Genomic DNA, 11,935 nt, shown 5'->3' with positions numbered 1-11,935 from the left:
TGTTTGTTCGCGGGAAAAAGACACCCCGGCGACAGCAAAAAATTGCACAGTTATTTTCGAGTGGTGACACTAGAATAGGTCCAACTTTTTCGGAGCCAGAGCCTTTATGCCAGATCCGGTTGACGCCCCCGGGCTGTCAGATTTACCGCTGGACGACTTGGTAGCGTGTCATGAATGCGACTTACTGATGCGCAAGCCTGAACTCGCCCATGATGAGAAGGCCATCTGTCCACGCTGCGGTTATGAACTGTATGCCCATCGGCACAATGTCGTGCAGCGCAGTCTNCAACAACGTCTCGCCTTAGTCATTGCCGCACTGTTGTTGTATGTCCCGGCGAACTTTTTACCCATCATGCAGCTCCATCTACTCGGGCAGTCGTCGCACGACACCGTCTGGAGCGGCGTTGTCGGTCTGTTCGATACCGGTATGCGAGGTGTAGCGGCAGTGGTGTTTCTCTGCAGCATGGGAATTCCGCTGCTCAAGTTGCTCTGTCAACTGGTCGTATTGCTGAGTATTCGCTTCGATATCGGACGCAGTTATGGCTTGCTGCTCTACCGCATTTATCACCATTTACGGGACTGGGGGATGCTTGAGGTTTACCTCATGGGCGTGCTGGTTGCGATCGTCAAATTGGCCGACATGGCGGCGATCACCGTAGGTTTTGGTCTGGCATGTTTTATTAGTTTGTTGTTGGTCCAGGTCTGGCTGGAAGTGGTGATGTCACCGCACCAGATCTGGCAGGCTCTATCAGGAGAAGATGCCCATGCGGGCGATTGATGCGGGCATTCTGATTTGTGCAGAATGCCACGAGCTGAACAAACAGGAAGCCGATACTGACGAGCAGGTCTGCACCCGCTGTGGTGCGTTGGTCCATGCCCGCCGTCCGGACAGCCTGATGCGCACTTGGGCGCTGCTGATCACGGCTGCGATTCTCTACATCCCGGCCAATGTGCTGCCGATCATGACCGTCAGTTCCCTGGGGCAGGGTGATCCGAGCACGATCATGTCCGGGGTGATCCAACTGGTTCAGCACGGCATGATTCCAATCGCTGCCGTGGTTTTTATCGCCAGTATTCTTGTACCCACGTTCAAGCTGGTGGGCATCGCGTTGCTGCTGTACTCGGTGCAGCGCCACCAGCCACTTTCCGCGCGCCAGCGCATTCTGATGTACCGCTTCATCGAGTTCATCGGTCGCTGGTCGATGCTGGATATCTTTGTGATCGCCATTCTGGTGGCGGTTGTGAATTTCGGACGGCTTGCCAGCGTCGAAGCCAATCTTGGCGCCATCGCCTTTGCCAGTGTGGTGATTCTGACGATGCTTGCCGCAGTAACTTTCGATCCCCGACTGATTTGGGATAACACGGAGTCGGACGACGACCATGACTGATTTGCCTAAAGCGAAAACCCGACCGGCCTCGAACTGGTCAGCCATTTGGGTGTTGCCCCTGATCGCCTTGCTCATCGGTGGCTGGCTTGCCTGGCGTGCCTACAGCGAGACTGGCATCGAGATTCAGGTGCGCTTCGAAAGCGGTGAAGGCATTCAGGCCAACAAGACCGAAGTCGTCTACAAAGGCATGTCTGTTGGTAAGGTAAAAACCCTCAAAATCGATGACGAAGGCAGCTCCAAAGGCGTGATCGCCACCATCGAAATGAACAAGGACGTGGAGCAATACCTCAAGACCAGCACGCGCTTCTGGCTGGTCAAACCGAGCGTGAGCCTGGCTGGTATAACGGGCCTGGAGACACTGGTCTCGGGTAACTACGTGGCCGTCAGTCCAGGCGAAGGCGAGCCGACCCGCAAGTTCAAGGCGTTGGCCGAAGAGCCGCCGCTGTCGGACGCCAAACCCGGTCTGCACCTGACCATCAAGGCGGATCGTCTCGGCTCGCTGAATCGTGGTAGCCCGGTGTTCTACAAGCAGATCCAGGTCGGTCAGATCAAAAGCTACGTGTTGTCCGCAGACCAGAACACTGTCGAGCTCAAAGTCTTCATCGAGCCGACCTACGCCAGCCTGGTGCGCAAGCACACACGTTTCTGGAATGCCAGCGGCATCAGTATCGACGCCAACCTGTCCGGTGTGAAAGTGCGTAGCGAATCCCTCGCCAGCATTGTCGCCGGTGGTATTGCGTTTGCCACACCGGAAAACCGCAAGGACAGCCCGCCCACTGATCCAAGTCTGCCATTCCGTCTCTATGAAGACTTCGATGCGGCCGCAGCGGGCATTCGGGTCAAGGTCAAACTCAGCGATTTCGAAGGCTTGCAGGCTGGTCGTACACCGGTGATGTACAAAGGCATCCAGGTCGGCAATCTGAAAGCGCTCAAGGTTGACCCTGACCTGTCCAGTGCGACTGCTGAGTTGACTCTCGATCCTCTGGCCGAGGATTACCTGGTCACCGGCACGCAGTTCTGGGTGGTCAAACCGTCGATTTCCCTCGCCGGCATCACCGGTCTGGAAGCGTTGGTCAAAGGTAACTACATCGCTGTGCGCCCTGGTGACAAGGGCGGAGCGTCTCAGCGCGAGTTCGAAGCTCGAGCCAAGGCGCCGCCGCTGGATCTGCGTTCGCCGGGCCTGCACTTGGTGCTGTTCACCGACAACCTTGGTTCTCTGGAAGTCGGCAGTCCGATTCTCTACAAGCAGGTCAAGGTCGGTTCGGTGCAGAGCTACCAGTTCTCCCGCACCAAAAAGCAGTTGGTGATCGGTGTGCACATCGAGAAGGAGTACGAAGGGTTGGTCAACGCCTCGACGCGTTTCTGGAATGCCAGCGGCATTACGCTGACGGGTGGACTGACCGGCGGCATCCAGGTCAAAAGCGAGTCATTGCAAAGCCTGATGGCCGGTGGCATTGCCTTCGAAACCCCGGAAGCCAAAGCACCGCTGCAGAAGCGTATTCCACGTTTCCGCCTGCATGCGAGCCATGACGACGCAACGCAGAAAGGCGCCATGGTGACGATCAAGGTCGATCGCGCCGATGGCCTGCGCACTGGCACGCCGGTTCGCTACAAAGGCCTGGACGTCGGCAAGATTGAAGACGTCGACCTCACGGATGACCTGCAATCGGTGCTGCTGACCGCGCGGATCACCGAAGTGCCGGAGCGTATCGCTCGGGTGGGCAGTCAGTTCTGGGTGGTCAAACCTGAGTTGGGTCTGATCAAGACGTCCAACCTCGAGACACTGGTGACCGGACAGTACATCGAAGTGCAACCGGCGCTGAAGAACCTTGGTCCGCAAAAAGACTTCGTGGCCTTGACCAATCCTCCGGAAATCGCCAAGGAAGAGGCCGGTTTGAGCCTGGTGTTGAGCGCTGCCCGTCGAGGTTCGCTGAAGATAGGCGTTCCCGTCACCTATCGTGAAATCACGGTAGGCAAAGTGACCGGCTATGAATTGGGCCAGACGGCTGATCGAGTGTTGGTGCACATCCTGATCGAGCCGAAGTATGCGCCACTGGTGCGCAGCGGTACGCGATTCTGGAACACCAGTGGTTTTGGATTTGACTACGGCTTGTTCAAAGGCGCGACCATACGCACCGAGTCACTGGAGACACTGATCCAGGGCGGCATCGCCTTTGCCACGCCGGATGGCGACCGCATGGGTGTCCCGGCGCGGCCCGAGCAAACGTTCCCGTTGTTCGACCAGTTCGAAGATGAATGGCTGACCTGGGCGCCGAAGATTTCCCTCGGCAAGTAAGCCCGAGCAGCAGGTATGAAAAAGGCCGCGATCCATTGGATCGCGGCCTTTTTTATTGGCTTCGATGCAGGCGTCAGACCGCATCCAGCTCCGGTTCGTCCGCCTGCACGTTCACAATTGCCTTCGCTTCATCGTGGCGTCGGACGTACTTCCAGTCCGCCTCGTCGATGTAGATGCCGTTCGGGCCGCTACCGCCTTCCAGGTCGATGGCGACACTGGCGCAGACTTGCGGCTTCACGCTCGCCAGAATCGGCACGAAGCCCAGTTGCAGGCTGGTTTCCAGCAGCGCTGCCTGGTTCTTCTCGTCGATGTCGGCTGCCTCGTCAAGGTAGTACGGCAGGCGCACGCGACCGGCCTGGTCGCGGTCCATCAAGTGCAGCAACAAGTACATGTTGGTGAGCGCCTTGATGGTCATGGTGGTGCCGTTGGACGCCGCGCCGTCGATGTCGGTGTGGATCACCGGTTGGCCATTGACCTTAGTGATCTCGAACGCCAGCTCGAACAGATCCTTGAGACCGAGCTGGTTGTGGTTGGCCGCCACCAGCCGCGCCAGGTATTCCTTCGCTTCTTCGTTCTTGTTGTCCTGTTCGGCGCTTTGGCTCAGGTCGAAGACGGAAAGGGTTTCGCCTTCTTCGTACTGACCGGCGCTGTGGATGATCTGGTCAATGTGCTTGAGCGCTTCCTTGTTCGGCGCGAGCACGATACGGAAGCTTTGCAGGTTGGAGACCTGACGCTTGTTGATCTCACGGTTGAACAGCGCCAGTTGATGTTCGAGGCTGTCATAGTCGCTGCGGATGTTGCGCAGGGTCCGGGCGATGTCGGTGACCGCTGCACGACGGGCCTTGCCGAGGGTCAGGGCTTCATCGGTGCGGTGTGCGTAGGCGTTGATCAGCAGTTGCAGGCGACGCTCCATATCGTCTTCGCTGTCGAACTTGGCCACGCCTTTGAGGCGGACCTGAGCGTAGAGTGCGTCGATCTGCCCGTCGGCCCGCAGCAAGCCTTGCCAGCTGTCCTGATAGTCGTTGAGCAACGGCAGCAGGTTGTCCATGGAGTCGTCGACCGGGTCCATGAACGGTGTGCCGAACGGCAGGTCCGCCGGCAACAACTGACGACGGCGCAGGGCGTCGTCGAGAGTGCGTTGCTTGGCTTCCATGTCGCCGATCTGCCGGCCGACCAGTTGCAGTTTGGCCGACAGTTGCTGGACGCGTTCGGTGAAGGCGTCGCTTGAGCGTTTCAACTCGTCCTGGGCGGCTTCCATCTGCGCCAGCTGTTCAAGCTTGTCGCCTTCCTCGGCGCTCAGGGTTTGCGTGCGGCGGAAGTCTTCCAGGGCTTTCTGCGCATCCAGCACTTGCTGGTACAGCGCTTCGGTCTGGGTCTTGCTGGCCGCGCGGTCGGCCGCCACGGCTGCTTGAGTTTTTAGCTGCTTGAGTTCTTTTTCCAGGCGGTCTTTCTGATCGCGCAGTGCCGCACGGTCAGCCAGTGCTTGCAAGGCCGGTGGTTCGATGTGCGACAGGTCGATGGACAGGCCCGGCACTTCGAAGCGCTCGCCTTTGAAGCCGTCGAGGATCAGCTCCATGGATTTGACCCACTCACCGTCCTCATCCAGAGCGATGCCATGCTCGCCCAACGGCAGGCTGAACAGCGCGCTGTTGAACAGCCGCATCAGGCGTTCAACGTCCTGTTGCGAGAATTCTTCGCGCAGACGGGCGTAGCTGTTGTTGTCGGCGTGATCGAGTTGTTGTTTCACCGACTTCAGGCGTTTTTCCAGATCCCGCAGCCGCTCTTCCAGGTCTTCGGCCGAGAACTGCCGCGATTGGGCCAACGCACCGGCCAGTTCATCGTGCGCGTCCTTGGCCGCGAGCAGTTGCTGTTCAAGGACTTTGACGTCATCGACCAGGGCGAAGCGATGCTTGAGCACCGACAATTCGCCGAGCCAGCGCTGGATGCCGGTGATCTCCCGCTCCAGACGCATCAGCTCTTGAGTGCCGCCGCGTTGATCGTTTTGCAGGGCGTCCTGCTCGTTGCGGTAGTGCTCGGCCTGAATCGTCAGTTCTTCCTTGCGCGCACTGGCGTAGTCCGACCAGGTGCCGAGCAGGGAGTCGAGCAGCGGCGACAGGCGATGCAGTTTGCCGCGCAGGATATCCCGCTGTTTCACGCCGTTAGCCAAGGCTTCGACCAAGGGACCGGCCGCGACCAGCGAGTTGTAGTCCTGCTCCATGCGGCGTACATCGCGGAACGCTTCTTCGCACGCTGCAATGTAATCGACACTGCCGGAACGCAGGCTGTGTTCGAAGGCATCGAGGAACAGTTGCTTGAGCTTGGCCGCAGTGATTTCGCGCATGTGCAGCAAATTGATGAACAGGGCACGGAAGGTCTTCAGGCTCTGCTCACTGGTGGAGCGCAGCGGGATCAGCGTCAGGTCGAGCGGAATCGAGGTGTGGCCGCCCACCAGCAAACGACGGAGTTCATCCGGCTTGAGTTCGTAGGCTTTCAGGCCTTCGCGTTCCAGGTTGGTGAACAGCTCTTTCTGCCGCAGGCAGGTGTCGTCTTTCTGATAATGAGCCAGGTCGAGTTTGCCGGCGTAGGCAAAGAACTGGTGACCGAAACCACCACCCGGGCCGCGACCGACCACGCCAATCACGTGCGGGCCGTGGGGCAGGGAGACTTCGACGAGGATGTAACTGGTGTCCGACGCGAAGTAGAACCGCCGCGATTGCTCCAGGCTGTATTTACCGAAACTCATGTCCGACATGCGCGCCAGGATCGGGAACTGCAAGGCGTTGATCGAGGCGGATTTACCGAGGTTGTTCGCGCCGTAGACCGACAGTGGCTCTTCCAGCGGGAACAGGCCGAGGCTGTAACCGGCGGTGTTCAAAAGGGCAAAGCGGCGAATGCCATAGCGTTCCTTGCTCATGCATCGGTCTCCTGTTCTTCGGCGATGGCGCGGGCCAGTGCGTCTTCTTCGCTTTCACCTTCGAATTCACTGAGGTCCAGCGGGTCATCGGTCTGCAGCAGTTTTTCGTCGCTGTCTTCGTCGATCAGCACCGGTGCCGGCAATGGCAGCACGCTGTGCAGGCTGGCGGCCAGATCGCGGTCCTGCTGGACCGACAGGCAGACGTCAAGGAAGCGGTGCATCGGCGGCAGGAAACGGTAGACACCGTTTTCTTCGCCGGCGAAACCGAGCTGGGTCATACGACGCATGATTTTTTCTTCGAGTTCTTCGACGGTCTGCACTTCGGCCTGAATGAACAGGTCGCGATACTTTTCCAGCAGCGATGGCAATTCATCGCGACCGAGGCTGCCACCATCGAGCACGGCGATCGGGTCGCGGCCCTGGTCGGCCAGGTGCTCGACAAGGATGAAGGTAAACAATGCCAAGCGCTGCGCGGTCTTGTTCACCGCCGCCGCGGCGAGGTCCGGCACGAAGTAGTAGAAACCACGGGTGTCGCAGACCAGTTCAAAGCCCAGCGCCTTGAACAGGGTGCGGTACTGGTCCTGGAAATTCGACAGTTGGGCGTACAGCTCCGGATCGCGGCGGCTGACGTGGTAGCCCTTGAACAGCTCGCGAAAGATCGGCGCCAGCTGGGACAGTTCGGAAAGATCAAGATGCATGTGGGATGCTCGCAGAATCCTCGGCGGCGGTGTCGCGGGCCGAGAGCAGGGCGAAGGAGCGCAGGCTGACCTGGTGCTCGTGAGTGTGGTAATCGCGGCGTTCCAGACGCTCGCGCTTGAAGCGTTTTTCCCGCGACAGGCGCGAGAACCAGTAGAGCAATTCGTCGGTGGCGCCGTCCGGCTCCTGCTCCAGCAGCCAGCTCATCAGATCCGGCATCGGCAGGGCGTCTTCGCAGCGTTCGAGCATTTCCCGAACCGTGCGTGGCGCGCGCGGGGCTTCGCCTTTCTGGGTCTTGTGGGCCTTGGGGAACCGCGCAGGTGCAGGCTCGAAACGGGCCAGGGCGTAGACATAGGCTTCGACCTGGCTGGCACTGCCGAGGAAGGTGCTTTGCGGGCGGGTGAACAGCGGCATCGCGGCTTGCGGCACCGCATCGATGCCTTTGCGACGAATGGCCGACAGCGCCAGGGCCGCGCCTCGGGTCACGGCGTTGTGTCGGCGCGCTTCTTCACGCAGCGGCAGCAGCAGTTCCCGGGCGTGACGCAAGGTCAGCTGGGCGCTGGTCTGCATTTCGAGGATGCGCGCGTGGGTGCGCAGCAGCATGTCGTCGTCGACCAGGTGGCCGAGGCGCTGTTGTTCAGTCAGCATCTTCAGCAGCACATTCTCGACCTTGCGCACGCCTTGTTCGAAGGCACCGTCGGCATTCACCAGCTGGATCATCGGCTCGACGTATTCGTCCCAGGTCGCCAGCACTTCAGCGTAGCGCTGGCGCAATGGAATCTGCCGGTCGCTGGTCTTGGCCCGTTCGGCGACGGCTACCAGGGCCTGTTCGTCGTTGGCGAGCTTCTTCAGCACGTCTCGCACACGCATGTCGAGCAGGCGCAACTGGCGCGCCAGGTCATTGCCGTCGCGAATGTCGAAGGCGTCCTGGATGTAACCAGCCAGGCGCTCGAGGTGGCGTAGATAGGCTTCGATTTCAAGGCACAGGCCCAGACGGTGCTCACGGCGCAGGTAAGCGAGGAAGTCGTGAATCTGCGCGTTGAGCTCGAAACGGTTCGGGCTTTTCGCCACGGGAACCAGAATGTCGAGGCGGATCCACACGTCCAGCAGGCTGGTGATGTCCTGCGGTGTACTGTCCAGTTGCTGGGCGGCCAGTTGCGTGCGCAGTTCGTTGAGGCTCAGGGTGCCTTGGTCGAAGTGCTCGCACAGTGGCTCCAGAAGTGCCCAGTGTTCAGCGAGGGCGCGCAAGACGCGCTTGGGTTCGATCATCGGAATGGCCGGCTGGTTGGCGATTAAAAGCCGCGATTGTACTGCATCGCAGCCGTGTCGATTCACTCTCGGGATGGACAGTCGGTTTTCTATCGATCAACTGCGGGCGATCTTGAGCGAAGGGCGGTAGAATCACTGCACTTTAGTTATCCACAAGTGGCCGACCTTTGCTTATCGAGTCCCGTCGCCGCGCTTATTTGACCGCCATGCAGGTGGTCAACTGGCTGCCGCGCACCGAATTGCCCTTTGCTGCACCGTCGCGGCCAGAACTGCTGGAGACGCCCGAGCCATCGGTCGTCGCCCCGGCGGCACCGGCTCCGGTGGCTGCTGCGCCAGTGGAAACTGCGATCAAACCGGCCGAACGGGTGAAGATCGAGGTGCCGCGACCATCGTTGGCCAGCACGCGCACCAATGCCAAGGCCGAAGAAGAGGAGGCGCCGGTCGCGGTCAAGGCGCCGATCGTGCCGCCGCCACGTTTTGCCCTGCAATTGCTGCGCGCTGGCCGTTGCCTGTTGCTGGTGGAATTACCCACAGGCGAAACCTTCCAGACCCGCGATCCGGCCTACCTGTTGCTCAAGGACATGCTGCGCGCCGCGGGTCTGCCGGACAGCCCGCAGATCGTCGGCGAGCCGGTGCGCTGGCCACTGCTGGCTCGCGGCACGATGGATCAAGGGCCGGAAGCGGCACGGGATTTCGTACAAGGCTTTCTGTCGGCCCGTCTGGAGGACGCACCGTGCGTCTGCCTGTGGTTGATCGGCCTGCCGGCGGTGCGTTTTGCCGGTGAGGCCAACGCCGAGTCCTTCAACCGTGAGCTTCAGGTCGAAGGCCTGGGTTCTGTCTGGGCCTTGCCGGGTCTGGAATTATTAATGGAAGAGCCACAGCGCAAGGCTGCTGTCTGGCAAGCCATGCGTCGGCTGATGGCGCGTTGGAAAGAATCGAATGAGTGACGCTGTATCATTTCGCCCGATGACCGAGGCGGACCTGGACGCTGTACTGAAAATCGAATACGCGGCCTACAGCCATCCCTGGACCCGCGGGATTTTTCTCGATGGCCTGGGCAAATACCAGATCTGGCTGATGTTCGAAGGGCAGCAGCAGGTCGGTCATGGCGTGGTGCAGATTATTCTTGATGAAGCACATCTGCTGAACATCACCGTCAAACCGGAAAACCAGGGCCGTGGCCTGGGTTTGACGCTGCTGGAGCATTTGATGTCGATTGCCTACAAGGCTGAGGCGCGGGAATGTTTCCTGGAAGTGCGCGACAGCAACCGGGCGGCGTTTCGGTTGTATGAGCGGTATGGGTTTAACGAGATCGGGCGTCGGCGGGATTACTACCCGGCGGTTGGCGGGCGAGAAGATGCGGTGGTGATGGCCTGCACCTTGGTTGATTGATCGTTTCTAAAGGCTTCGCGGGCAAGGCTCGCCCGCGAAGGCGTCTTCACGGACGTTAACGATCAAGGCTTGCCGTCCAATGGATCCTGCTGTGCCAGTTCCGCTTCATCCAGCCCATCGCCCCCACCGATATCGTCCTCGTCGACAATGCGCAACTCCCAATCCGCCTGGCCGTCTTCACCCGCTTCGTGGGCATCCCGTGCGCCGTCTTCACGGATCAGGGTTTCCGGGCTCAAATCATCGTCGGTGACGTCATTGTCATTGGTCGCGCCGGTCATACCGGCTTTACGGGCGCGCTGGTCGGGAATCTTCTGCGCAAGTTCGCGTTCGGGGGTCAGGTCGCCGATTCTGGTGCCGGGTTCTTCCTCGTCGAAATTCAGCTCATGCACCGAGCCCATGCGGTCTTCCTCGTCGTCGATAGGTTCGGGTTGCTCCTTATCGAACGGACGTCGTGAATCAGTCATGGCAATTCCTCATACTGTAGGCCCTACTACAATTGACCCACTGAGCTGCTCGGAATTCCACCGGTATGGAGCGCCGGACATCAGGGGTATCTGCAATTCGCACGTGACCCCGACAGGCGGTTGTCTGTCAAAGCAGCGCATCATTCTTGAGGCTTCATTACATGAACGAATTACAAGATCTGATTGATAACAACGAGCGCTGGGCTGATGCGATCACCCGGGAAGATCCTGATTTCTTCGCCAAGCTGGCCCGCCAGCAAACTCCGGAATACCTGTGGATCGGCTGTTCCGATGCGCGCGTGCCAGCCAATGAAATTGTCGGGATGTTGCCTGGCGATCTGTTCGTGCATCGCAATGTGGCGAATGTGGTGCTGCACACCGACCTCAATTGCCTGTCGGTGATTCAGTACGCAGTCGATGTACTCAAGGTCAAACACATCCTGGTGACCGGCCACTATGGCTGCGGCGGTGTACGCGCCTCGATGCAGGATCGTCAGTTGGGCCTGATCGACGGCTGGCTGCGCTCGATTCGCGATCTCTATTATGAGAAACGCGACGAGCTGGCCAAGTTGCCCACCGAAGAAGAACGGGTCGACCGCCTCTGCGAGCTCAACGTCATCCAGCAGGTCGCCAACGTCGGTCACACCAGCATTGTGCAAAACGCCTGGCACCGCGGGCAGAGCCTGTCGGTCCACGGTTGCATCTACGGCATCAAGGACGGCCGCTGGAAAAGCCTGAACGCCACCATCAGTGGTTTCGAGCAGTTGCCGCCGCAGTACCGTTTGCGCCCGGTCGAGGCGTTGTAAAAGCCTTTCAGCCCAGACTTCGTCGACGCCAGTGGTGAAAGAACTGTTCTCCATTGGCATTCGGCGACTCGTCATAGCCGGTGATCCAGCCACGGCAGCAGGAACAACCGCAGCGGCAAGCGAACTGCCGTGGCAGCTTGTCTTCTGTCGCGGCGAAATCCATCGTCAGCCGGTCACCCTTTTTGATGTCTTTGAGCGCCCATAACCACAGCTCGCTCATGTCGAGAAAGACGTTGGGGTCGCAGGAGTGGTTCAGCAGAGCACAGAAGCGCGGATCGTAGACGTGGATTCCTGGCGCCAGCTGCCGGGTGTGCCGGCAGCGATAGGGCAACAGATGTCCGGAAACCCGGCAGATTCGGCTGATGCGGGGGAACTCGCGCCGTGCCTCGACTGCAATTGCCGATCCCTGAGCGTTGGAGATGATTTTAAAGTCGTCTTTGGAGGGGAATCCAAGGCGAGTGGGCAACTCTTCAAATGGATATATGCCATCGGATGGCGGTTGGGTTTTTCCTTTTTCGGCGCAGGCTCTCATAACAATCCTTGTCGACTGGGTGCTACGACGTCCGTCAGCTGACATCCTGTCAGCTCTGCAGCACATGGGTACACCCCAAGCCTCTCGCAAATGAAGCAACCGGTCTACTGGCAGATATGACAGGCGAAAAAAGCGCTTTCCCGCGTCAGTCAAGGCTCACGCGGGGAAGACTTCATCG

Annotated in this window: 11 protein-coding genes; 6 read left to right on the top strand and 5 right to left on the bottom strand. The window is 59.6% G+C overall.

What is annotated here, in order from left to right; translation table 11 throughout:
- Nucleotides 1–106: 106 nt before the first annotated feature.
- The 3 genes from HCU66_RS24245 to HCU66_RS24235 are packed head-to-tail and all read left to right on the top strand — an operon-like array spanning nucleotide 107 to nucleotide 3,684.
- The gene (locus HCU66_RS24245; protein ID WP_205890938.1) at nucleotides 107–778 is read left to right on the top strand and encodes a paraquat-inducible protein A; all 672 of its coding nucleotides are present in this window, start codon (nucleotides 107–109) and stop codon (nucleotides 776–778) included.
- Nucleotides 765–1,388, top strand: a complete 624-nt coding sequence (locus HCU66_RS24240) for a paraquat-inducible protein A (protein WP_205890937.1) — start codon at nucleotides 765–767, stop codon at nucleotides 1,386–1,388. Before HCU66_RS24245 ends, HCU66_RS24240 begins: the two co-directional genes overlap by 14 nt.
- Complete coding sequence (locus HCU66_RS24235; protein WP_205890936.1) at nucleotides 1,381–3,684, top strand: PqiB family protein; 2,304 nt, start codon at nucleotides 1,381–1,383, stop codon at nucleotides 3,682–3,684. Before HCU66_RS24240 ends, HCU66_RS24235 begins: the two co-directional genes overlap by 8 nt.
- A gap of 73 nt (nucleotides 3,685–3,757) precedes the next feature.
- Here HCU66_RS24235 and mksF read toward each other — a convergent pair whose 3' ends face one another.
- From mksF to mksB, 3 genes are read right to left on the bottom strand one after another with little or no spacing between them, the layout of a single operon-like run.
- Nucleotides 3,758–6,598 (bottom strand): Mks condensin complex protein MksF, encoded by a 2,841-nt coding sequence (mksF, locus tag HCU66_RS24230; RefSeq protein ID WP_205890935.1) that lies wholly within the window; start codon nucleotides 6,596–6,598, stop codon nucleotides 3,758–3,760.
- A complete protein-coding gene (gene mksE / locus HCU66_RS24225; protein ID WP_205890934.1) occupies nucleotides 6,595–7,296 on the bottom strand; it encodes an Mks condensin complex protein MksE in 702 nt (233 codons plus the stop codon). Before mksE ends, mksF begins: the two co-directional genes overlap by 4 nt.
- A complete protein-coding gene (gene mksB / locus HCU66_RS24220) occupies nucleotides 7,286–8,563 on the bottom strand; it encodes an Mks condensin complex protein MksB (protein WP_205890933.1) in 1,278 nt (425 codons plus the stop codon). Before mksB ends, mksE begins: the two co-directional genes overlap by 11 nt.
- Before the next feature lie 206 nt (nucleotides 8,564–8,769).
- Here mksB and HCU66_RS24215 point away from each other — a divergent pair, with 206 nt between their 5' ends.
- Together HCU66_RS24215 and rimI are read left to right on the top strand one after the other, a co-directional pair.
- On the top strand, nucleotides 8,770–9,510 hold the full coding sequence (locus tag HCU66_RS24215) for an energy transducer TonB (RefSeq protein WP_205890939.1): 741 nt from the start codon (nucleotides 8,770–8,772) through the stop codon (nucleotides 9,508–9,510).
- Complete coding sequence (rimI, locus tag HCU66_RS24210) at nucleotides 9,503–9,955, top strand: ribosomal protein S18-alanine N-acetyltransferase (protein ID WP_018929537.1); 453 nt, start codon at nucleotides 9,503–9,505, stop codon at nucleotides 9,953–9,955. Before HCU66_RS24215 ends, rimI begins: the two co-directional genes overlap by 8 nt.
- 62 nt (nucleotides 9,956–10,017) lie before the next feature.
- On the opposite strand, the gene HCU66_RS24205 is transcribed toward rimI, so the two are convergent.
- Nucleotides 10,018–10,419: a serine kinase/phosphatase gene (locus HCU66_RS24205; RefSeq protein WP_205890932.1), complete on the bottom strand. Its 402-nt coding sequence runs from the start codon at nucleotides 10,417–10,419 to the stop codon at nucleotides 10,018–10,020.
- Between the two features lie 161 nt (nucleotides 10,420–10,580).
- On the opposite strand from HCU66_RS24205, the gene can reads away from it, so the two are divergent.
- Nucleotides 10,581–11,225 carry a carbonate dehydratase gene (can, locus tag HCU66_RS24200; protein ID WP_205890931.1) on the top strand — a complete coding sequence of 215 codons (645 nt, stop codon included), beginning with the start codon at nucleotides 10,581–10,583 and terminating at the stop codon, nucleotides 11,223–11,225.
- A gap of 7 nt (nucleotides 11,226–11,232) precedes the next feature.
- Here the strand turns inward: can and HCU66_RS24195 are convergent, their stop codons facing one another.
- Nucleotides 11,233–11,757 carry an SET domain-containing protein gene (locus HCU66_RS24195; RefSeq protein ID WP_205890930.1) on the bottom strand — a complete coding sequence of 175 codons (525 nt, stop codon included), beginning with the start codon at nucleotides 11,755–11,757 and terminating at the stop codon, nucleotides 11,233–11,235.
- Nucleotides 11,758–11,935 lie beyond the last annotated feature (178 nt).

Source organism: Pseudomonas frederiksbergensis (assembly GCF_017114915.1).
Lineage (GTDB): Bacteria > Pseudomonadota > Gammaproteobacteria > Pseudomonadales > Pseudomonadaceae > Aquipseudomonas > Aquipseudomonas frederiksbergensis_I.
This window is presented reverse-complemented; position numbering and strand designations above follow the sequence as displayed.